Annotated in this window: 18 protein-coding genes and 1 pseudogene; 18 read left to right on the plus strand and 1 reads right to left on the minus strand. The window is 44.8% G+C overall.

Annotated features, from left to right (window positions below):
- Window positions 1-34 precede the first annotated feature (34 nt).
- The 14 genes and pseudogenes from CVD19_RS13025 to CVD19_RS24755 form a co-directional block, all read left to right on the plus strand.
- Window positions 35-1867: pseudogene (locus CVD19_RS13025) on the plus strand (beta-N-acetylhexosaminidase family protein); the annotation flags it as partial.
- A 665-nt stretch (window positions 1868-2532) separates the two neighbouring features.
- Entirely contained in the window at window positions 2533-2700 is a 168-nt protein-coding gene (locus CVD19_RS25860; protein WP_374702890.1) for a hypothetical protein, read from the plus strand.
- Between the two features lie 206 nt (window positions 2701-2906).
- A complete protein-coding gene (locus CVD19_RS13030) occupies window positions 2907-3608 on the plus strand; it encodes an alpha/beta hydrolase (RefSeq protein WP_101582294.1) in 702 nt (233 codons plus the stop codon).
- Between the two features lie 13 nt (window positions 3609-3621).
- Window positions 3622-4935, plus strand: a complete 1314-nt coding sequence (locus tag CVD19_RS13035) for an ABC transporter substrate-binding protein (RefSeq protein ID WP_101582295.1) — start codon at window positions 3622-3624, stop codon at window positions 4933-4935.
- Window positions 4936-5025: 90 nt separating this feature from the next.
- Window positions 5026-5760: an N-acetylmannosamine-6-phosphate 2-epimerase gene (locus CVD19_RS13040; RefSeq protein ID WP_101582296.1), complete on the plus strand. Its 735-nt coding sequence runs from the start codon at window positions 5026-5028 to the stop codon at window positions 5758-5760.
- Window positions 5723-6574, plus strand: coding sequence for a MurR/RpiR family transcriptional regulator (locus CVD19_RS13045; RefSeq protein ID WP_101582297.1), 852 nt, complete (start codon window positions 5723-5725; stop codon window positions 6572-6574). The genes CVD19_RS13040 and CVD19_RS13045 overlap by 38 nt, the downstream gene beginning before the upstream one ends.
- 26 nt (window positions 6575-6600) lie before the next feature.
- A complete protein-coding gene (locus tag CVD19_RS13050; RefSeq protein ID WP_180953617.1) occupies window positions 6601-7512 on the plus strand; it encodes an ROK family protein in 912 nt (303 codons plus the stop codon).
- A complete protein-coding gene (locus CVD19_RS13055) occupies window positions 7509-8384 on the plus strand; it encodes a carbohydrate ABC transporter permease (RefSeq protein ID WP_101582299.1) in 876 nt (291 codons plus the stop codon). Before CVD19_RS13050 ends, CVD19_RS13055 begins: the two co-directional genes overlap by 4 nt.
- Before the next feature lie 5 nt (window positions 8385-8389).
- On the plus strand, window positions 8390-9283 hold the full coding sequence (locus CVD19_RS13060; RefSeq protein WP_257985126.1) for a carbohydrate ABC transporter permease: 894 nt from the start codon (window positions 8390-8392) through the stop codon (window positions 9281-9283).
- Between the two features lie 137 nt (window positions 9284-9420).
- Complete coding sequence (locus tag CVD19_RS13065; RefSeq protein ID WP_101582300.1) at window positions 9421-10968, plus strand: DUF4127 family protein; 1548 nt, start codon at window positions 9421-9423, stop codon at window positions 10966-10968.
- Window positions 10969-11073: 105 nt separating this feature from the next.
- Window positions 11074-12645 (plus strand): FAD-dependent oxidoreductase, encoded by a 1572-nt coding sequence (locus CVD19_RS13070; protein WP_101582340.1) that lies wholly within the window; start codon window positions 11074-11076, stop codon window positions 12643-12645.
- A gap of 261 nt (window positions 12646-12906) precedes the next feature.
- Window positions 12907-13719: an MBL fold metallo-hydrolase gene (locus tag CVD19_RS13075; RefSeq protein WP_101582301.1), complete on the plus strand. Its 813-nt coding sequence runs from the start codon at window positions 12907-12909 to the stop codon at window positions 13717-13719.
- A 495-nt stretch (window positions 13720-14214) separates the two neighbouring features.
- Window positions 14215-15039, plus strand: coding sequence for a glycerophosphodiester phosphodiesterase (locus tag CVD19_RS13080; protein ID WP_101582302.1), 825 nt, complete (start codon window positions 14215-14217; stop codon window positions 15037-15039).
- A gap of 248 nt (window positions 15040-15287) precedes the next feature.
- Complete coding sequence (locus CVD19_RS24755) at window positions 15288-15452, plus strand: hypothetical protein (RefSeq protein ID WP_180953619.1); 165 nt, start codon at window positions 15288-15290, stop codon at window positions 15450-15452.
- Window positions 15453-15533: 81 nt separating this feature from the next.
- On the opposite strand, the gene CVD19_RS13085 is transcribed toward CVD19_RS24755, so the two are convergent.
- Window positions 15534-16277, minus strand: a complete 744-nt coding sequence (locus CVD19_RS13085) for a plasmid pRiA4b ORF-3 family protein (protein WP_101582303.1) — start codon at window positions 16275-16277, stop codon at window positions 15534-15536.
- 447 nt (window positions 16278-16724) lie between these two features.
- On the opposite strand from CVD19_RS13085, the gene CVD19_RS13090 reads away from it, so the two are divergent.
- The 4 genes from CVD19_RS13090 (at window position 16725) to CVD19_RS13105 (ending at window position 22223) form a co-directional block, all read left to right on the plus strand.
- On the plus strand, window positions 16725-17618 hold the full coding sequence (locus CVD19_RS13090) for a LysR family transcriptional regulator (RefSeq protein ID WP_101582304.1): 894 nt from the start codon (window positions 16725-16727) through the stop codon (window positions 17616-17618).
- A gap of 227 nt (window positions 17619-17845) precedes the next feature.
- Window positions 17846-19057 carry a M20 family metallopeptidase gene (locus tag CVD19_RS13095; RefSeq protein WP_101582305.1) on the plus strand — a complete coding sequence of 404 codons (1212 nt, stop codon included), beginning with the start codon at window positions 17846-17848 and terminating at the stop codon, window positions 19055-19057.
- Window positions 19058-19089: 32 nt separating this feature from the next.
- Window positions 19090-20514, plus strand: coding sequence for a YfcC family protein (locus tag CVD19_RS13100; protein WP_101582306.1), 1425 nt, complete (start codon window positions 19090-19092; stop codon window positions 20512-20514).
- A gap of 17 nt (window positions 20515-20531) precedes the next feature.
- Window positions 20532-22223 carry a M28 family peptidase gene (locus CVD19_RS13105; protein WP_101582307.1) on the plus strand — a complete coding sequence of 564 codons (1692 nt, stop codon included), beginning with the start codon at window positions 20532-20534 and terminating at the stop codon, window positions 22221-22223.
- Window positions 22224-22590: the final 367 nt, after the last annotated feature.

The raw sequence follows: 22590 nt of genomic DNA on the forward strand, positions 1-22590 counted from the left end.
TATCACTATTCAATAGAAAGATAGGAGGATTTTTATGCAGAGGAAACGATTAATAATAAGAAAGTGTCCGCTTGTAAGCATAGTTATTCTTTTGCTGTTCTCCATTTTTTCATTCCCTGGTTTAAATACTATCAAAGCACAAGGCCCATCAAATGAATCGCCACCTGTTATCCAGCCGACACCGCAATCGTTAAAATTAACCGGGAAAGGGTTCCCTCTGACACCTGTTGTTGGAATAGTGGCAGGAGAGAATACCGACAGGGCAGCATTAAGAGAGTTGGCCAAAACTCTTATTTCCTCGGGAGTAAAAAAAATAAAACATTTTTCCGAAATGGAAAAGGCTGATACCCCAATAGTAATTTCCGTAGGTGGGCCAAATGAAACTAGTTCTTCCAATGAGATCCTTGAATCAATGGGTGTGCAAGGAACGGACGGCATGCTTTCAGAAGGGTATGTTGTTGTATCAGGCCATGCCAAAGGGAGCGGGAAAAATATAGTTTTGGCCGGGACGGATGCAACCGGGACATTTTATGCTGTGAAAAGCTTCAGCCAGCTACTCAAAAAGCAGCAAGGCAAGACCTGGATTCCAGAGGTAGAAGTACGGGATTTTCCGAAGATGCCAATCAGGGGAGTCATTGAAGGATTCTATGGAACCCCCTGGACACATGAAGCTCGTCTGGACCAGCTTGAATTTTACGGTGACCATAAGATGAACACCTATGTGTATGCGCCTAAAGATGATCCTTACCACAGAGACAAATGGCGGCTTGCTTACCCGAAAGAGGATCTCAAGCGTTTAGGCAGTTTAGTAGACGCCGCAAAGCAGCATCATGTGAATTTTGTATTTACCATTTCTCCAGGTCTGGATGTTTGTTATTCAAAGGAAAGCGAATTAAAGCTGCTGATTGATAAAGCCCAGGCAATGTATGACTTAGGCGTTCGTGATTTTGCCATCCTCCTGGATGATATTTTTCAGAATATGAATTGTGCGGAGGATGAGGAGAGGTTTGGAGGTTCAGAAAGTCCATTTGCTTCAGCCCATGCATACTTACTAAACAAGTTCAATGAACAGTTCGTTAAAAAGCATAGTGATATTAACCGGCTCATCACTGTCCCGACAGAATATTACCAGGCTGGCACCAGTCCTTACCGCAAAACTTTTGCGGACCAGGTGGACCCTGACATATTAGTGTATTGGACTGGTATTGGAATAGCCGCCAAACAAATTACAGAGGAGGATGCAGACTCAATTTCGAAGATTTTCAAACATGACCTTTTAGTATGGGACAATTACCCTGTCAATGACTATGCGAGGAACCGGCTCTTCCTGGCACCACTGAGCAACAGGGGGAAAAAGCTGACCGACCACGGAGTTGCGGGCTCGACAGCGAACCCGATGGAAGAAGCGGAAGCATCAAAAATATCATTGTATACCATTGCGGATTACACATGGAACCCGGAAGCATACAATCCACAAGAGTCATGGGAGAACAGCCTGCGTGAATTTGGCGGAAGAGCGTATGAGCCTTTGAGGAAGTTTGCGGAAAATACTTTTTCATCACCTATGAACAGTGATGAATCACCGGTCCTGAAGCCCAAAATACAGGCATTCTGGGAAGCATTTGACCAGGGAGGAGGGGCAGCCGAAGCGGATGCTCTTCACTCAGAATTTGCGAATATTGAAAATGCGCCATCACAGCTTCGGAAAAACCTTGAGAATAAAGCATTCCTGGAAGAAACAAGAGCCTGGCTTGATAAAACAGCCTACTACGGAAAAGCGGGAAAGCTTGCCGTGAAAATGTTAACGTCCCAATTACAGAGCGACAAAGAAAACACTGCCAAATATCGCGCCGAGCTGGATCAAGCTGTAAACAATGATACAACCACGTTAACCATTCCGGAAAACAGGCAGGCTTCAAGGCAACTGGACGGCATCAACAGGTCTAGAGGCTCAGCTGAACTGATCCAGTACACGCCTGAGTTCGGGCTACGTACAGGAACAAATATATGGGGCTACGAAATCACGGTTGTGGACGGGAAAGTGGTTTCAGTCGGCGGCAATAATTCATTGATCCCCCAAAATGGATATGTTTTAAGTGTCCATTCAGGAGGGGACGGCAAGTGGCTGGAAAATAACTCCCTCGTTGGCGCGAGGGTAGAAATAAAGGATCAGGTCGTGACCATTTTCATTGATAAGGGTGAATATACAGTCCCTAATCTGAAAGAAATGGGACCGGGTGTAATGAGAGCCTTTATAAACAAAGCAATCAAAACGAATGACCTTTGGCTCGGAAAACGGGAAGGAGCCGGACCTTTCTCCACATTGGGAGCATGGAGTGAATTTACCCTTGAAAAAATGACAGATGGTGACCCTTCGACTCTTTACTGGACTAACAGTGGCCCAAAAGCAGGCGATTATATCGGAGTGGATTTAGGAGCAGTAAAAACGATCCGGAAAATCGATCTGTTAATGGCTTCGACAACTGGTCCGTCCCGAGGCCTAACGATTACATCTATAATGGCAGCCTTGAAATCTCAGTTGATGGAACGAAATGGACTAAGCTTTCAGAATACAAAAACCAGGTTGAAATTCATTTTGAATTGGCTGAACACATGGATGCACGCTTCGTAAGGTTCCGTGTCACTGCTGACCAATCCAGCTGGGCTCAAATCCGTGAATTTAACGTTACCACTAATTAACCAAGAAGGAGGGGCTCGTTTGAGTTCCTTCTTCCCTTATATGTGAACGTATTAGCGGCTGACTTGTTTTAAAATGAAGTTTTTCTCCACCTTTTTTTTAAAAAATGAAGAATATATTCACAAAGTCAAAATAGTATGATAATATTATAGATACAAAGCATAGAAAGAGGTGGAACTATATAAAAAGCATCTTGATTGATATCTCTATGACCAGTACAATTCTCGAACGTCAGATAAACTTCTACATACTTCAACCAGAGACACCCCCAAATGAAACCATCAACGTACTGTACGTTCAGGATGGCGACGATTACCTGAAGATCGGTAAAATCCAGGAATGCTTTGAGCAGCTTCTGAACGACCACCCCAGCAAGGCCGAGAATCTTTCAATTATTCTCGTCCCGCCCGGAAACTCAATCGAAAGATACAATTTCTATCATCCAGAAGGTAGCAGCCATGAACAGTATTTAAAATTTTTCTATAACGAGCTAATACCAGAAATTGAAAAAATTTTTGCAGGGAAAAGAAAGCGCATTCAAAGACAAGGGCTGCTTGGTGACTCACTTGGAGGTGCAGTATCCCTGTCGCTTTGTTGCCGTGCACCAGAAAAATGGACCCACCTCATCTTGCAATCAGCCGCTTTTTCACCAAAAAACCGTCAGGAAGCCAAAGCAGTACATGACCTAAAAAACATTAAAATCTATCAGCTCGTTGGGAAAAAGGAAGACAGCTTCGTGTCACCCATATCAAATGAGCCACTGTACATCCTGACAAATAACCGTGAGATGCGCAAAGTCCTGGCCACAAAGCAGGTGGACGTAACTTACATAGAAGAGGACGAAGAGCATTTGTGGGTGTTTTGGCAACGGGATTTACCCAGAGCCTTATCATATTTTTTAAACAATTAAAGGGGGAAAAAGGATGCTTAAACAGAAAAAGTTTTTGATGGCTTTACTTTTAATTTTCACGATGATTTTCTTTGCAGCCTGCAATAAAGACACTGCAAGTAATGAAACAGACAAAAAAACCGACGGCGGGAAATCAGAAGAGAACGTGGAAATCGAATTTTGGACAATGCAGCTGTCACCAACATTTGATGATTATATAAATGGTGTAATTTCAGATTTTGAAGCCGAGAATCCGAATATTAAGGTGAAATGGGTCGATGTGCCATGGGCTGACATGGAAAAGAAGATTTTAGCGGCGGTAGCTTCCAAAACTGCTCCGGATGTTGCGAACCTGAATCCGCAATTCGCCGCCAAGCTGGCCGAGCTTGACGCGCTTGTAGACATGGACAAAGCAGTACCTGACGATGTTCAAAAAGAATACTTTGAAGGCGTTTGGAAATCTAACACATTCGATGGCAAAACCTTCGGTATTCCTTGGTATTTATCTTCACAGGTAACGATGTACAATTCCAAGATTTTTGAACAAGCTGGCCTGGATCCGGAAAAAGCTCCTGCAACATTCGAAGAGCTCGGAGAAGTCGCTAAGCAAATCAAAGAAAAGACCGGCAAGTACGCATTTTTCCCGCCGCTTGATGGAAGCCATCTGTTAGAAGCGCTTGTGATGATGGGTGTCGACTTAACCAATAAGGACATGACAAAAGCAGCTTTTAACACAAAAGAGGGAGTAGCTGCAGTCCAATACTTCGTGGACATGTATAAAAATGACTTAATTCCACGCGAAGTACTGACTGAAGGCCACGCAAAAGCAATTGATATGTACAATGCCGGACAGCTTGCCATTTTGGCTTCAGGTCCACAGTTCTTGAACCAGGTAAAAGAAAACGCACCAGAGATACTGGAAGCAACTAAATCAGCTCCACAAATCACAGGAAAGACGGGCAAGAAAAACACGGCGGCGATGAACCTGGTTGTTCCTAAGCAAAGCAAGCACCAGGACGCTGCGGTAAAATTCTCAATCTTTATCACAAATGCTGAAAACCAGGTCAAATTCGATAAGATTGTCCCAATTTTGCCGTCAATTGAAACAGCTTTGGACGACCCATTCTTTAACGAGCTTCCGGAAAACGCAACACCGATTGATAAAGCGCGTATCGTATCCGCAAGTGAACTGAAAGAAAGCGAAGTATTGGTGCCTCCTATGAAAAACTATGAAGATCTTAAAACATCGATCAATGAGGCTGTCCAGGCTGCCATGCTTGGAGAAATCACTGCCAAGAAGGCAATAGAGCAGGCTGAGCAGAAGTGGAATGAAATTTTAGCTCAATAACCTATTAGCTGTGGGGGAAGGGAGGTTTTCTCCCTTCTTTATTTCTTCCTGATTTACATACTCAAGGAATTGAAATGGTGGTGGGCATTTTTGACAAGTAAGGGAAACTTTTTTGAGCAGGTGAAAGGCAAATTGATTGTATCCTGTCAGGCATTAAAAAATGAACCTCTTTTCGGTGCCGACATGATGGGGAAAATGGCAAAGGCAGCTGAAATGGGCGGTGCTGCGGCAATCCGTGCAAATGGAACCGAAGATATCCGTGCAATAAAAAAGTCAGTACACTTGCCGGTAATCGGCTTGATCAAACAGGACTACCCGGACAGCGATGTATATATAACCCCGACAAGGAAAGAAATGGATGAACTGATTGCCGCTGGAGCCGACATAATCGCTCTTGATGCAACCAGCCGTAAACGGCCCAATGGGGAAAGCCTTCAGGAACTTGTCAATTATTTAAAGGATAAAAATCAGCTAATTATGGCTGATATCTCTACATATGAAGAAGGAATCCACGCAGCCGGGCTCGGATTTGATTGCGTTTCGACAACCCTTTCAGGCTATACGAGCTACTCACGCCAGGAAGATGGACCAGATTTGGAACTTGTTGAAAGGCTGGCGAAGACGGTTGCGGTTCCCGTAGTTGCTGAAGGACGCATCACTTCACCCTCTCAAGCCGCCAAGGCACTGCAATCAGGAGCGTTCACAGTCGTGGTAGGATCCGCGATTACAAGGCCCCAGATTATAACGAAAATGTATATCGAAGCAATATCAAAGGATGTGAAGCAAAATGAAAGCACAGAGTACGCAGTCAAAGAGCAAGCTTAGCTTCGTTATTAACAGTTATTACCCATCACTGACCAAATCTGAACAAAAGGTAGCGAATGTTGTCCTCGAACAGATGGATAAAGTGATTTATTATTCGGTTACTGATCTCGCTGACGTGGCGGAAGTTGGGGAGACTACTGTCCTTCGTTTTTGCCGGAAAATTGGCTTAAAGGGCTACCAGGAATTTAAACTCGCCATCGCAAAGGATTTACCATCACAAATGCAGGAGGAACCAGAAAACCAAGTATTCAGCCTTACTAGCTCTATTGCGATGCACACAAAAAACGCAATTGATGAAACGGTAAATATGATGGATGAAGCCACTCTGCAAAAGGTAATTGATTTACTGGCTGGTGCAGCGTCTGTCTACTTTTTCGGTGTGGGGACCTCGGGCCTGACAGCACTTGATGCGAAAAATCGACTGTTGCGGATTGGCCGCCGGACTGATGCAGTGATTGATCCTCATATGCAGGCGATGACAGCGGCAACTTTGGGACCAGACGATGTTGTGGTTGGTTTCAGTGTTTCAGGGAGTACGAAAGATACGATCGATTCCTTGCAGATAGCAAGAGACAACGGCGTCAAAGTAGTTGCGATTACTTATTATGCCAGATCGCCTGTTACGAAGGTGGCAGACCATGTACTCTTAAGCGGCGGCAAGGAATCGCCACTTGAAGGTGGATCGCTTGCCGCAAAAATCTCCCAGCTGTTCGTGATTGATCTCATATGCACAGGGCTGGCGATGCAGGACAAAATCTATACCGTCAAAATGAAAGAGAAAACAGCACAAGCAGTGGTCAGCAAAATTTATTAAGACGGGATAGTGACGGAGGTGCAATCATGAAGGCAATCGGGATAGATATCGGAGGGACCGGAGTTAAGGGTGGCATCATTGGCAGTGATGGAGTGATGTTGCGCCGCGAAGCTGTAAAGACAAATGTATTGAACAACCGCGAAGGAGTGCTGGAGTCGCTGTTTTCAGTGATTGATTCACTGCTTGAAAAGGAGGAAGACATTGTCGGCATCGGAGTCGGTACAGCAGGAAGAGTGAAGACTGATACGGGCGAGGTAGTATATGCAACGGCAAATTTGCCCGGCTGGCAAGGAACCAGGGTGGGCCAGCTCCTTACTGAACGTTACCAGCTTCCAAGCTTTATTGAAAATGACGCGAACGCCGCCCTGATTGGAGAAGCATGGAAGGGAAGAGAGCGAAAATTCGTGTCTGTTACCATGCTGACTTTGGGAACAGGTGTCGGAGGAGCAAATATGTTAGGCGGGAAAGTCGTGACCGGAGGACATTACCAAAGTGGTGAGTGGGGTCATGTGGTGCTCGTTCCTGACGGCCGCCCATGCAACTGCGGCATGAAAGGCTGCATCGAGCAATATTTGTCAGGAAGTGCCCTTGTCAAGAGTGCAAATGAGGGGACAAGCATTAATTTTTCGCATGGCAAAGACATTTTCAGGGCTTTTTCAGACGGAATTGAAGAAATCAAAAAGGTTGTAGATACCTATCTTGACCACTTGGCACTTGCCATATACAACATCTCTGTTTCTGTCGACCCTGAAGCGGTGATCATAGGAGGCGGCGTAATCGATTCAAAGGAATACTGGTGGGATTTTTTACTTAAAAAACTTGATAAGTATAACGTCCCAACGAAAATACTGCCTGCTAAATTGGGCAATGAAGCCGGCATGTTTGGAGCGGCCAAGCTTGTGTTTGACGGAGTTAAGAAAAGAGGGAAATGTCAGTGAAAAGGAATCAGTTGACTCCATATTTATTTTTGCTGCCCGGCAGCATTATTCTCGGCGCATTTATTTTTTATCCAATGCTAAACGCAATCTGGCTGAGCTTTACCGATTATAACATGGTGACTCAGGCCAGTTTTACAGGACTGGAAAATTATAAGAAATTATTTGCGGATGAACTATTTTGGAAGGTGCTCGGGCAGACATTCCTGTATTTAATTATTGTAGTGCCTGCACTTGTCATCCTGCCCATTTTCCTCGCCATTCTCGTCAATCAGCAGGTGAAGGGGATTGCCTTTTTCCGCTCGGCCTATTACGTCCCGGTTGTTACATCGATGGTTGTCGTCGGGATCATGTGGAAATGGGTTTATGCTGATACAGGAATCCTGAATTATTTGCTTCAGGCAACAGGCATTATCGATAGCCCGGTGCATTGGCTGACATCGACTTCCACTTCCATCTTTGCTGTCATGGCCGTCACTATCTGGAAAGGGCTTGGCTATTATATGGTAATTTACTTGGCAGGGCTGCAGTCAATTCCGTCGGATTTATATGAGGCGGCCGACATTGATGGTGCAAGCAAGTGGAAACAAATTCTACATATCACCATACCGCTCTTAATGCCTTCCATAATGATTGTTTCTATCATGTCTTCAATATCTGCGATGAAGGTTTTCGAGGAGATATATGTAATGACAGGCGGGGGTCCGCTAAACAGTTCAAAAACACTGGTATTTTACATTTACCAGCAAGCTTTTGAAAAACTGCAAATGGGTTATGCCAGTGCGGCGGGTGTAATCTTATTCCTGCTTACACTGGTCCTCTCGGTCTTCAATTTAAGATTCATGGGCAAAAAAGAAGAAGCTATTAAGGGGTGATCAACATGCCTTCACCAATCATTGAAAAAAATACAAGCGTACCGGCAATCGAGCTAAATAGGGATAAGTCCTACATGAAAAAAGCAATTAAACTGATCACCACCTACACGTTACTGCTGTTTATCACCGTGCTTACAGTCGGTCCTTTTTTATGGCTCGTGGCGACCTCACTTAAATCTGGGAGTGAAAATATTTTTCAGTACCCACCCAAATTTATACCGGAGAATCCGACCTTGAGTAACTATAAGGGAGTTATGGAGGCATTTCCATTTTGGCGGTATTTAATGAACAGCACGATCGTCTCGTTGTTGACGGTCACCTTTAATATCATATTCTGCTCACTTGCGGCGTATCCACTTGCCCGGATGAATTTTAAAGGCAAAAACATCGTGTTCATCCTCATTATCAGCACGATGATGATCCCGTTCCAGCTATTGATGATTCCGATCTATCTTTTATCATTGGAGCTGGGCCTCCAAAATACCTATGCAGGGCTTGTGTTGCCGCATGCGACAACGGCATTCGGCATCTTTTTGATGCGCCAGGCGTTTTTTACGATTCCTTACGAGCTCGATGAATCGGGCCGAATGGATGGAGCCAACTCGTTCCAAATATGGTGGAAAATTTTAGTTCCTCTAGTGAAACCATCAATTGTGACACTGGCTATTTTTACATTTGTCACAGCGTGGGGGGACTTCTTGTGGCCGCTTATTATTACCAATGATGAAAGCATGTATACATTGCCTCTGGGAGTGAACACCCTGGCCGGAAATTTTTCGTCAAACTGGCGCCTCATCGCAGCGGGGGCGGTTATTTCTGTTCTGCCAATTATTGTCTTCTTTGCCGTCATGCAGCGCCACTTCATTGAAGGAGCAATGAAAGGAGCCGTTAAAGGATGACGGAAAAAAGCCATATACGCTATATCGCGTTTCACAACCACTCGGACCGGGAGTGCTACTTCCCTTGTGAAGTTCATGACTGGCACGAATAAGATTGCCACGTATATGATTGAATTTGAGGAAAGCGGGGACATAAAATGCAGCGGAAAATAGCGCTTATTCCGGTGGATGCACGGCCTGTAACCCGGGATTTGCCCTGCCAGCTTGCCTCGATCGGCGGCTGGGAGGTGCTCGTGCCGGAAACAGAAATGCTCGGCTTTTTAAGGCATCCTGGGAATGTCAATACCCTGTCAGAATGGATTAAAGCCGTAGCACCGATGGTCGACGGTTTTGTAATTTCAACAGACATGATTGGTTACGGCGGGCTCGTTCCGTCAAGAATTAACATGGAAGCGGAAGAAGTAATCAGCGCCAGGATGAACACCCTGCGTGAGTTGAAAAGTCTATACCCGGACAAGAAAATCATGGCTTTCAGTGCAACAATGCGCATCTCAAATAACTATGTAAACGAGGAAGAAAAAGAATACTGGAAGGATTTCGGTGAAGAAATCTGGGCGTATTCCTATCATTCTCACAGATTTGAAAAGACAAAAAGCCCTGAGTCGGAAGTGATGATTGTCCAGCTTGCCGCAAAGATACCACCCCATATCCTGGAAGACTATGTGGCAGCGCGGACGAAAAACTTTAATTTAAGCCTGTCGCTTTTGTATTTAGTCGAAGAAGGAATAATAGATGTACTTGTGTATCCACAGGACGATACGTCAGAATACGGGTTCAATATCCGTGAACAGGAACTGTTATCTGAGGAAGTGATGAAGCGTTCACTCTTTTCGAAAGTTTTCATTTATCCGGGTGCCGATGAGGTTGCGAATACGCTTGTCTCACGAATGATTTACCAGCTTGAGGAAGTAAAGCAGCCGTCATTTTTTCCGATTTTTAGCGGAGAAAAAGGGGCGCTTTCTTCAGCAATGTATGAAGACCGCCCGATCTCAGAATCTGTCAAAGGCCAGATTTTTGCCTTTGGTGGCCATACAGCAGACTGCCCCGCCGTTGCAGATATTATTTTGGCAGTAAATGTTCCGGGCAGGCAGCAGGGAGACCTGGCCTTGCAGAAAAATCTTGAAGGAGTCGATAGCACGGACCGCAATATCGGTGAATGGATTTCACGGATCAAAACTTATCTTGCGAATGGCAAAATGGTTGCCATAGCGGACGTTGCCTATGCAAACGGGGCTGACGGGAAGATGATGCCGTGGCTGCTGGACCAAATCGCTATCGACCAAATATCCGGATTTGCTGCGTGGAATACAGCCGGGAATACACTCGGTACAGCAGTGGCGCAGGCTTCAATGATTCATTTGCAAAAATTGAAGCCGTCACTGCATGAGGCAGAAATAAAACAAAGGTTGATTGACCAGCTCGCCATCCGGCTTCTTGATGATTATATCTATCAAACAACTGTCCGCCAGCAGGTAAGAAATTCAACAGATGAGAGTTCATTAACTAAGGAACAGCTTCTTAAAGTGGTCGAGAAGAGATTTTTCATTGAAGCTGTACCGTTCCTGAACAAGTTGGGGCTTGATTACGATATCAAAGTCTATTTGCCATGGAACCGGACTTTTGAAATTGGCCTTAATTTGTTAAAGAGTTCTGTCAGGCATACGGATACGGTCCCAAATAGCTGACCCAGACTAAGATGAAAAACATCCGGGAAATGGTTTCGTCTATTGGCATTGCTGGCGAAAAAGGACAGTTTCATCACCCGATTTTTATGGAAGGGAGCTGGAAATGTGCATAACGAGTTAAGGGCAAACATCATAATTATCGGAGGAAGTGTCGGCGGATGTGCCGCGGCACTATCAGCCGCAAAACTGGGCAAGAGAGTCATCATGACCGAGGAGACAGCCTGGATTGGCGGCCAGCTTACAAGCCAGGCAGTTCCGCCAGATGAACACAAATGGATCGAGCAGTTTGGCTGCACGAAAACATACCGTGAATTCCGGAATCGGGTCAGGGACTATTATCGGCGCAACTATCCGCTAACCGCTGATATGAGAAAAATAGATAACCTGAATCCCGGTAACGGCTGGGTCAGCCATCTGGCCCATGAACCAAAGGCAGCACTAGCCGTTTTGGAGGAGATGCTGACTCCATATACAAGTAGTGGCAAGATTACTATTTTGAGAGAATATCGTCCAATAGATGCAGAAACAGCACAAGACACGGTAATTTCCGTGACGGTTGAGAATGTTCGCAGCAAGCATAAGCTAAGATTAACAGGCACATATTTTTTAGATGCAACCGAATGCGGGGATGTCCTGCCATTAGCTGGAGTGGAATATGTTACAGGTGCAGAGGCAAGAAGTGAAACGGGCGAGCTACATGCCCCGGAGGAATCAATCCCTCAGGACATGCAGCCGATCACACATGTGTTTGCAGTCGACTATATCCAAGGCGAAGACTATACAATTGAAAAACCTGAGCAATACGAGTTCTGGAAAGAGTACCAGGCGCCATTTTTACAGCATAAGCAGCTGAGCTGGTGTGTCCCTGATGCCCATACCGGCGGCTTGAAGGAATTTACGATGTTCCGTACGGAAGAGCTGTGGGGTCTTTGGGACTACCGCCGAATCATTGATCAATCATTGTATGAAGCCGGGGCATATGAAGGTGACATCGTGCTGGTTAACTGGCCGCAGAATGATTACTGGCTTGGTTCGATCATTGATGTCAGCGAAGAAGAGCGCATAAAGCATCTTGAAGGAGCGAAGCAGTTAAGCTTATCGCTCCTGTACTGGCTGCAGACTGAGGCGCCGCGTCTGGACGGCGGGAAAGGATATCCAGGAATAAGGCTGAGAAACGATGTGCTTGGTACTGATGACGGCCTCGCGTTGTACCCATACATCCGGGAGTCCCGGCGAATAAAGGCACAGTTCACCGTTACAGAAAATCATATCAATGCAATTATACGCGGAGACAAAGGAATTGAAAGGTTTAACGATTCTGTAGGAGTCGGCAGCTACCGTATTGATCTCCATCCGACTACTGTAACTAATACCTTTTTCTACACGGAAAGCTATCCCTTCGAAATTCCGCTTGGAAGCCTATTGCCAGTCAGAGTGAAAAACCTTTTGCCAGCCTGTAAAAATATCGGCACGACCCACATCACAAACGGCTGCTTCCGTGTCCATCCGGTAGAATGGAATATCGGAGAATCAGCAGGGTTTTTAGCTGCATTTGCGTTCAAAAAAGGTGTGCTGCCTGCTGACGTGCGGAACGATAGCGAGTTGCTGAAGGAATTTCAATTGTTGCTGGAGCAGCAGGGGGTTGAACTTTCTTGGCCTGAACTAGGGGCAATATAAACAAGCTAGGAATTTTAGATCAGTAAGAGGTCCATTATTGTCATCCTGAGGGCTTTCCTTAATAGCCCCCGAATTTGGAGCCTCTCTTTTTTTATGTCTGGTCAAAGACGGTTCGGTGTCTCCTCGAAGACAACTCTTTTCCGTTGATAATCACTTAGCAACTTGCAAGAATGCACATTTCTTTCCCATTAATAATTAATGAATGGCCATTCATTTTGTGTTATATTACGTACAAAGGAGATGGGCAAAGGGGGACGGAACATGCTGTTGAAGAAGGACTTTACTGAACAAACGATAAATGGGGTGCATCTGGCAAACGGAACAGTGAGGTTTAATAATATCAAGTTGAATGTCCACTGTTTTGTGGTGGATGGTGTTTTGATTGATACGGGGGCACGGTCCCTGGAAAAAGAGTTTAAGCCATTTTTCGAAAAGGCGGATATAGATCAGGTGATGATTACCCATTTTCATGAGGACCATACAGGCTGCGCCGCCTTTCTTCAGGAAAAAAGGCTGCCGATTTTCATGAATGGGTTGATGCTAGACGTTTGCATGAAGAAAGCGGACTATCCGATTTACAGAAAGGTGTTCTGGGGAAAGCGAAAGCCATTTGAAGCGAGTTCCATTGCTTCTACCTTTACGTCTCGCCGTTCAACTTGGGATGTGATCGAGACGCCAGGGCATTCCCGGGATCATCTGGCTTTTTTGAACCGCGGTACTGGCCAGCTTTTTACCGGGGATCTCTACATTCAGGAGCGGACAAAGGTTGTGATGCGGGATGAAAATGTGCCGGTCATTATTGAGTCATTAAAAAAAGTACTAGCTTATGACTTTGAAGACGTATTTTGCAGCCATGCCGGCTTCTTGAAGGATGGGCGCGCGGCGTTGAAAAGAAAGCTGGAGTACTTACAGGAACTGCAGGAGAAAGTAGTAAGTCTCCACAAAAAGGGAATGGGACCAGAATCAATCAGTGCCACCTTGTTCCCGAAAAAATATCCGATAATATCTTTATCCTTGGGAGAATGGGATTCCATCCATATCATCGAATCCATCCTTCAGGCACAGTCCAGGTAAGCATAGGGTCGGTTCTGGTGCAGCTTTTTAATGCTGAAAGTCAAAAAAACCATGTAATAAAGCTCTATTCTCCCGGACTTAAGGTTTCCATCGTCCTTTTGTACATAATATTTAGACTTTATAGGATGATTGATTCTTAAGAAATATCTTATCTTAAAACCAATCGAGTATTAAGGAGCATAATAGCTATATTATATGTTTTGTTAACAAGGTAATTTGGGTCAGGAGCGTTTTTCACATGGGATCGACCAGATAACATATGTCAAATATTGAAGTCCGGAATGTAGCAGTAGCAAATTTGCCTCAATACTCATCGATGAATAGCAGCGCAGTACTGGTAAAATCAGACCGTTTTTATTTGTAAACAAAAATAATCCTTTTTAACTGAATTTATTAATAACAGCATAACTCTTTCTATACCGGAATGACATCCACCATCAACATTTCACTGCTAAACTGGATTTGCACAATCAATTTAGCAGAGGAGATGGAGAAATGAAGAAAACATTCGCTGGAGCAGGTTTCGCACTAACCCTTTTGCTGAGCCCGTTTCAACAGGCGTTTGCCGCAGAATCCACTGGGCAAATCAGAAAGATTGATAATGTCGCACACCGCGGGGCGTCGGGATATGCTCCGGAAAACACCATTGCTGCTTTTGATAAAGCGGTAGAAATGAAGGTAGACTACATAGAAATTGATGTCCAAAGAAGCAAGGACGGTGAACTTGTCATCATTCATGATACAACAGTTGACAGGACAACGGACGGAACGGGGTATGTCAGGGACTTGACATTTGAACAGCTGCGGAGCCTGGATGCGGGCAGCTTTAAGGGAGCGGAGTTTGCCGGCGAAAAAGTTCCTGCCTTTGATGAGGTGCTGGACCGGTATCACGGAAACACCGGAATTTTAATAGAATTGAAAGCACCAGAACTTTATCCGGGAATTGAAGAAACTGTGGCCCAAGAGCTGCGGGAACGGAACCTTGACAAGCCGCAAAACAACAAAATTATTATTCAGTCTTTCAACTTTGAATCTATGAAAAAAATCGATGCCCTGCTTCCAAAGGTTCCGGTTGGTGTGCTCACTTCCTCCAGAGCCCATACAACCGACCAGGCCCTGCAGGAGTTTGCGGCTTACGCTGAATACTTTAATCCAAGCTATGGGATTGTTACGAAGGATCTTGTTGATAGAGTACATGCACTCGACATGGGCATTTCATCCTGGACAGTCCGCAGCCGGGAAGCAGCACAATTCCTGATTGATATGCAAGTAGACGCCATCATTACCGACTACCCCGATTATGTCGATCCAAGGAAATAGAAATTTTTTCTGTATTAAAATAAACGGTATTGTTAAATAATGTACCATGTTCAATAAGCGTCTAGAAAAGCCGTCAGCAACGAAAATGCTGATGGCTTTATTTTTCCTGGAATATCGGATATGAAGATGTGAGAAAGTGTTATCAAAACTATTGAAGTCTGCTGATAATAACATCATGTAAAAAGGTAACACTAATGTCAATAACTTAAATACCATCTTGTGATGATAACAACACTGGAGGAGTGAAAATGAGTGACGATCGAAACGGCTGCCACAATATTAGTAAAAGAAAAGATATAAGTAAGGAAGAATTAAACCAGTATTTAAGTGAAGGCTGGAAGCTGATAAAAATAACGGTTGGAGAAGGGGAAACGCCCTTTACAGTTGGCTGGGAGGAAAACCATTTGCATTAAATGAATGCCAAGTGGCCAACCCAATTATTGTGCAGCATAGGTGTAGGTAGGTTTCCCCGGGAATGTTCTATGCAGTAAAACTTATAGTTTTAACTGTTTAAGATCGTCATTGACCTGGTGCAAATCGAACTCCTCCGGGTCGAAATCTTTATAATGCTCATAATACTCCTCGTCTATGTCATACGCATCCTTATCGACCCCAGGCGAGTCCGTCAATAGCATATATCCATATACGCCACCGCAGTCTTCCGGTGGGCACGCTCGTTTTCCTTTCAGGCAAACGGGGTGCTCGAGCTTTTCTTGTGATTGTTCAATTTTCTCTACTAATATTAAATGTTCCCAATCATCCCCGAAATCGTAGGTATAGGTGAATTTGAATTTATCTGCGGGTACCCAATCTGCAAGCCTCTCTTTCTTCGAATCGGCCTTTTCGCGGAAGCTTGGGAGGAACAATCCAAAGTCCTGCTCTTCATCAGGCAGTTCAAGGAGCACATCATTCAATTCAAAATTGTATAGGTGGTAGTTTTCCCAGCCCATGGCGGCCTGGATCGCTGTATGGAGTTGGTGGAAGGTAATGCTGCCTGGCACCAGGATCCTTCTCCAAATCGGTGGCCGTATTCCTTTTAGGCTTACCTTAAGCTGATAGGTAAACGTACTCTGTTTGCGTCTGCCAGAACGCTTTGGCGTGGACTTTTTGTTCGGTGGAATTGGAGAACTGCCTAGCAGATTGTCAATCTGACGCTTTTCAGAAGGAGATAGGTTTTGATAAGCTTCTGTCTTTCTTATGTCTTTAGAAAGCATGGCCATGATATGGTTTATATCCATCGTTCGTTCCTCCTCATAGGTTCTTACCGCTATTATAAAGCATAGGTAAAGCATTGGCACGGTTCTTCTGCGTCTATGGTGTCTAATCTCTAATGGGAGGAATTTGGTATAATGACCACAATTCCTTCGACTGGGGGGACGCCGACAATTGAACAGTCGATACATCATTGACAACAACATCTGGCTGGCGCATGAAATGATGTCACCCAGATGTTGTTTCTTTTTCTCAAGAAAATTATCGAAGACGAAATCATTATGGATATGTCCACTTTTATTCATATGGAATTGTTTTCTCATTTTGATGATACAAATCCATTACCCAGAATTCCAAGGCTTTCTGACTATTGAAATGTAGGTCTCGGCCTTTACATCCAGATTATGTTGGAAAAGACATATCGGTATGGTTTAATAGATGAAAATCATACTAGAAGCAGGTGGCATAACCGGATGGATGAGAAGGATTATTTGCTGTTGCAATATTTACATAAAGAACAAAATTTAACAAAAGCTGCAGAACGTCTTTATATGACACAGCCTGCCTTGACGTACCGGCTCCGGCAAATTGAAAAGGAGTTCAAGATTGAAATCTTTTCGAAAAGTGGGAAGAACAGCAAGATGACGCCGGCTGGGGAACATTTGGTGGAATATGCAAACAGAGCCCTGATTGATTTAAGAAGGACCAAGGAATACATACAGAATATGGGCAGTGAAGTGACCGGCAGCTTAAAAATAGGGGTTAACAGCCACTTTGGATTATACAATCTTCCAGCCATATTGCAGTACTATCTGACAAAATATCCGAGAGTCCAGTTGAATGTGGACACCGGCTTTAGTACCGAAATTATGGATTTACTGATGGATGGACAGATTGATGTTGCGATTGTGAGAGGGGATTATAACTGGCCTGACCAAAAATATCTCCTTAGTGAAGAAAATGTGTGCATCATCGCGAACCATCCGATTGAGCTCGAGCAGCTTCCGGGCATGTCCATGATCAATCGCAAAGAACCAAAAGTCCTTCTAAAATATAAAACTATCCCATATAATCCATACGACCAAAGCATCGAATACTGGTGGAATGAAAGATTTGTGAAACCTCCCCAAGTTTCCATGCAGGTAGACAGCTACGAGACTTGCAGGGAAATGGTGAAAAAAGGGCTTGGATATTCAATCATCCCGGGTGTCTTCGTTAAAGATAGTGATGATCTTTATGCCAGCCCTTTGATCTTTAAAAACGGACAAGAAATGAAAAGAAGAACCTGGATGTATTACCGGGAATCATCAATCACACTGGCTACCGTGTCGGCGTTTATTCACTATATAAGAAAAACGTTCTGCTAAGAACAGTCTTAAGTAATGGAATCATCATCAAAGGTGGTTCCTTTTTTTTAATTTTAAATAATATTTTGGTAGATTTTATTTATAAATATTCATATACTTGTTTATATTATATATAAAAATATTTTATACGAAACCAAAAAAAGTTTAATTTTACTTATAGATTAAGGGTTAGTAATATAGCAATTAACTCGATGTTTTAATCTAAATATTACGGAGGTTGTATATTTATGTATATAAATATAGCCGATGATAAAAAAATCATTGTGGATGCCGTTGAGGCACGGGATGCTGAATTATGTGAATTAGCGTTGCAAATCCACCGGAATCCGGAGCTAAGTTTTCATGAGCATGAATCCGCCAGGTCGCTGATAGCGCCACTAGAAAAAGCTGGTTTTGTGGTTGAAAGGGGAATTGCCAATCTGGAAACGTCATTCAGGGCCACATGGGAAGGCGAACCTGGTGGGCCGACGATCGCACTTCTCGCTGAGTATGACGCTCTGCCGGGATTGGGGCATGGGTGCGGCCATAATCTTATCGGAACGTCTGCAATTGGTGCTGCACTGGCATTGAAGGATGCTGTTCCAAACTTGAAGGGTAAAATCGTTGTACTCGGGACCCCGGCAGAAGAAGTGGGCGGCGGGAAAATTGTAATGGTGGAGGATGGTGTATTCGATGAGGTCGATGTCGCGATGATGTGCCATCCCCATAAGAGCACCATGGTCCTGCGCGGAGGATTGGCCTGTGTGGATGCCACCTTTAAATACTACGGAAAGGCGACGCACGCTGCGGCCAGTCCTGAACAAGGCATCAGTGCACTCGATGCCGTCATCCATACCTTTGTTGCCGTCAATTCCCTCCGCCAGTTTTTTAAGGACGATGTAAGGATTCACGGTATTATCACGAAGGGTGGGGAGGCAACGAATGTTGTGCCTGCCTATTGTGAGGCTGAGTTTCTGTTAAGGGCAGAAACCGTAGAGGAATTGAAGATTGTCCGGGAGAAGGTGTATGCAGCGGCACGGTTTTCAGCGGCAGCGGTGGGTGCCACTGTTGAGATAGAGGAAGGCCTTATTTACGCCGAAAGGAATAACAACGTCACTTTGGCTAATCTGTTCAAGGATAATTTGGAGCTTCTGGGCGAAGAGGTTGCCGAACCTCCGAAAAAGGGCGGCATAGGTTCTTCTGACATTGGTAACGTTGGACAAGTCACAGCGACAATTCATCCTTATATTAAAATTACTGACACTGCGAATACTCACACTCCGGAGTTTGTCGAAGCGGCCGGTTCAGAAGAGGGAATGGCAGGGTTGAACAAGGCGGCTAAGGCCTTGGCGTTGACAGCTTTTGATTTGTGCATTGATGAAGAGCACTATCGAGCGGTTCGCGCTGAATTTGAAGCCTGGAAAAGCGAGAAGCAGCAAAAAGAAAAAGCAAGCATTTGAAAATACATAGTAAAGGGTGAAGGGGTTTGAGCATGAATAAAGGGTCTGCAATTGAACTAGGGGGAAAGCCCAAGACGAAATTTTTTAAAATGCCACATACATTTGTCATCATTTTATGTATGGTATTATTTGCCGCAGTGCTTACATATTTACTGCCGGCAGGTGAATTTGACCGGGCGGAAGATAAGAGTTCCGGCAATACCGTAGTAGTAGAGGGTTCATACCATGCGGTTGAACAAAATCCGGTCAGCCTGGTTGACCTGCCTTTGGCAATTGTCCAGGGGCTTGTAAGTGCAGCCGATACAGTGTTCTTTATCTTTATTGTCGGCGGTGTTTTTCAGATCATTAATTCTACTGGGACTATTGAAGCCGTAGCAGCCCGGGTTGGAAAGACATTCATGAACCGAGGGCTTGTCATCATCCCAATTTTCTTGAGCCTGTTTTCTGTCGGCGGGTTTACGATCGGCATGTCAGCAGAGGTTATGGCATTCGTGCCGATTGGGATTGCGATAGCGAGGGCACTTGGCTATGACGCAGTGACTGGGACGGCGATGGTAATGCTGGGAGCGGCTGTTGGCTTTACCGCCGGGCTGCTGAATCCTTTTAACGTTGGGATCGCCCAATCCATTGCGGAGCTTCCAATGTTTTCCGGGATGTGGCTGCGCGCCATTATCCTCGTTGTTCTTTTAGTCGTGACAAGCCTATATATCATTCGTTATGCGAAGAAGGTAAAAAAGAACCCGGCCTCCAGTATTGTCTATCAGCTGGAAAAGGAAGAAGCCCATCAAAATCTCGATATCTCTTCCTTGCCAACGATGAAAGCGGCCCATTACTTGACGATTGTCACGGTCATTGCAGGCTTTGGCTTTTTGATTTGGGGAGTATCGGAGAAAGGCTGGTGGATGCAGGAACTTGCTGCCTTCTTCCTCGCTTTAGGGGTAATTGTTGGTTTCCTTTCAAAATATGGCCCTAGCAAAATAGCAAGTGAATTTGTGGCCGGGGCGAGTGCAATTACATTTGGAGCGTTTATCGTTGGTTTTGCCAAGGGTATTGTTATTGTACTTGAACAGGGACACGTGATTGATTCAGTTGTCAACGGCCTGGCCAGCATGGTCGACCAAATGCCTGGTGTTATCCAGGTACTTGGGATGTACTTTTTCCAAACGATCATGAATGTCTTTATTACGTCGGGAACAGGGCTTGCAGCGACGACGATGCCGATTTTAGTCCCTCTGTCGGATTTAATTGATGTTACAAGACAGACGACTGTTCTTTCGTATCAGCTTGGTGACGGACTTTCGAATTGTATCCTGCCTACGTCCGCAATGTTAATGGGAAGCCTCGCTGTTTCCAGGATCAAGTACCAGGAATGGGTGAAGTTTTTCTGGCCATTGTTGCTGTGGTGGGTTGTCATTGGCGCGTTTTTCGTCATCGTTGCCGATATGATCCAATATTAATAAGGAAGTAATGGAAAATGGTAAACTATACGGAATTGCTAGACTCTATTGACAAACATCGGCTGAAACAGCATGTCAAAACCCTTTCCCAGTGGGAACGGCTTACGGGGGAGGCAGAAGCTGAAAAGTCGGTCGACTATATCATAGAAGAACTCGAGAAGCAGAATATCAACCATGAACGTTACCAATTCGACGGGTATTTCAGTGATCCCGTCCTCGGGGAGGTCAATCTCATTGCCTCAAGGAAGCTGGAGATAAAGGCTAAGACGAGATCCTTTGGTTTAAATGTCCCGCAGGGAGTGAAAGGGAACCTTATATACGACTACTATAGTGAAAATACAAGAACTGCTACAGGCCCAGAAGACCGTTTTGAAAGGATGCACGGCAAAATTGTTGTCAGCTGGGACTACTTCGAGGACTTTGTAACAAAGATTGAACAGGCTGGTGCAACCGGCCTGATTCACATTTGGCCATCAAAAGAAGAAGCGATTCATGAAGAAACGGTAGGTACCGTTTGGGGAACACCGACCATTGAAAATGTTGGGCAACTAACGAAAATTCCCGTTGTTGGCGTCAACAACCACGATGGAATGCAGCTGCTTAAGCTTTTGGAGGAAGAAGAAGTTACGGTTGTCTTAAAAACAATCGTCAATACTGGGATCAAGCGTGTCAGTCTTCCGGTTGCCACCATCCCCGGAGAAACGGAGGAATATATTCTCATCTCCGGCCATTATGACTCCTGGCATAAAGGAGCAACCGATAATGCCGTGGCCAACGCCCTCATGCTTGAATTGGCCCGGATTTTTTCAGGCAAGTCCAGTAAACGCGGAATCAAAATCGCCTGGTGGCCGGGACATTCAAATGGCCGATACGCAGGGTCTGCCTGGTATTGTGACCATTTTTGGCAGGAGCTCAATGAGCATTGTGTCGCCCATATCAATATTGATTTCCCCGGCTCAAAAGGCAATGTAAATGTAGTTCCGAGATCAACCTCCATGGAGAGCGCCGGATTTTTGGAGGAGATTATCACCTCTTTTACAGGAAAAAGGCCATCTCGCTTTGATTATCTTCCTCGCGGGGCGGACCAATCGTTTTGGGGGGCGAATATTCCCATTCATCTGATGCTTAAATATGAACCGAATCCTGAGGATAAAATCTACCAGACTCCGGGAGGCAATTGGTGGTGGCATACAGAAGAGGATCTGTATGACAAAGTAGACTTTGACCTGCTGGTCCGGGATACTGGGATCCATCTTGCCATTGTGAATGAACTGGCGAATCGGGTCGTTCTGCCGGTTAACCTTGTGGAATTTGTGCAAACCAGCAGAAAGATTATCGATGAATTGGATCAAAACTCAGATGAAGACTTTGATTTTAGCGACGTCCATCATGCCTTGCGGAGATTAGCTGACGCGGTGCAGGCTCTATGTGAAAAGGAAATACCAGATGCCATTCATTACAATAAACTGTTGAAAAAAATCGGCGGATCATTAAACAGGATTAAATTTTCCTATTCGAGCCGATACGATTATGACAACACCTTTCCCTTCAGGCCCTATCCAGGCCTCGCGAAGGTAAAAGACATTTACCGCAGCAATACTTCGCCTGAAGAATTCCTGTTCACAATGGCCTTTTTTGTCAGGCAGCGCAACCGGGTTGTGAATGAAATAAAAGAAGTGATCCAGGAAATCAATAGGTATTTATATTGAGATTGGATGCCTGTGACAAGCAGGGCATCTGTCGGAGTATTTATGCATCGAACTTCGGAAAACATAATTGTTTTTCGAGGTTTTTTGTTTTTGGGGGATCATTATTAAGGCAGGCCTGCCGGAAAGCGTGGGTACGGTTCTCCCTATTCTTTGAAGTTATGATGCGTGTGCCGGGAACTTAATAAACTTGGTATGGGCGGTGGAGCCTCTCTTTTTCTGTCTGGTCATAGAGGTTCGGTGGCTCCTCAAAGAAAACTGTATTCCGAACATCTCAACGCAGTAAATTCGAAGAATACACAAACGGAACATGGAGGTTAGTTATTCTGGAATTCAAACTTTAATTTCTTATTTTAAGTGCACCTGCTGA

This window comes from Bacillus sp. T33-2 (genome assembly GCF_002860205.1).
Lineage (GTDB): Bacteria > Bacillota > Bacilli > Bacillales > Cytobacillaceae > T33-2.

Bases quoted from the DNA above. Each gene is read 5' to 3' on its own strand.
- CVD19_RS24755 (WP_180953619.1), top strand. From the start codon at position 15,288: ATGAGTGACGATCGAAACGGCTGCCACAATATTAGTAAAAGAAAAGAT.
- CVD19_RS13090 (WP_101582304.1), top strand. From the start codon at position 16,725: ATGGATGAGAAGGATTATTTGCTGTTGCAATATTTACATAAAGAACAA.
- CVD19_RS13105 (WP_101582307.1), top strand. From the start codon at position 20,532: ATGGTAAACTATACGGAATTGCTAGACTCTATTGACAAACATCGGCTG.
- CVD19_RS13060 (WP_257985126.1), top strand. From the start codon at position 8,390: ATGCCTTCACCAATCATTGAAAAAAATACAAGCGTACCGGCAATCGAG.
- CVD19_RS13080 (WP_101582302.1), top strand. From the start codon at position 14,215: ATGAAGAAAACATTCGCTGGAGCAGGTTTCGCACTAACCCTTTTGCTG.
- CVD19_RS13075 (WP_101582301.1), top strand. From the start codon at position 12,907: ATGCTGTTGAAGAAGGACTTTACTGAACAAACGATAAATGGGGTGCAT.
- CVD19_RS13085 (WP_101582303.1), bottom strand. From the start codon at position 16,277: ATGGATATAAACCATATCATGGCCATGCTTTCTAAAGACATAAGAAAG.
- CVD19_RS13095 (WP_101582305.1), top strand. From the start codon at position 17,846: ATGTATATAAATATAGCCGATGATAAAAAAATCATTGTGGATGCCGTT.
- CVD19_RS13065 (WP_101582300.1), top strand. From the start codon at position 9,421: ATGCAGCGGAAAATAGCGCTTATTCCGGTGGATGCACGGCCTGTAACC.
- CVD19_RS13050 (WP_180953617.1), top strand. From the start codon at position 6,601: ATGAAGGCAATCGGGATAGATATCGGAGGGACCGGAGTTAAGGGTGGC.
- CVD19_RS13030 (WP_101582294.1), top strand. From the start codon at position 2,907: ATGACCAGTACAATTCTCGAACGTCAGATAAACTTCTACATACTTCAA.
- CVD19_RS13100 (WP_101582306.1), top strand. From the start codon at position 19,090: ATGAATAAAGGGTCTGCAATTGAACTAGGGGGAAAGCCCAAGACGAAA.
- CVD19_RS13045 (WP_101582297.1), top strand. From the start codon at position 5,723: ATGAAAGCACAGAGTACGCAGTCAAAGAGCAAGCTTAGCTTCGTTATT.
- CVD19_RS13035 (WP_101582295.1), top strand. From the start codon at position 3,622: ATGCTTAAACAGAAAAAGTTTTTGATGGCTTTACTTTTAATTTTCACG.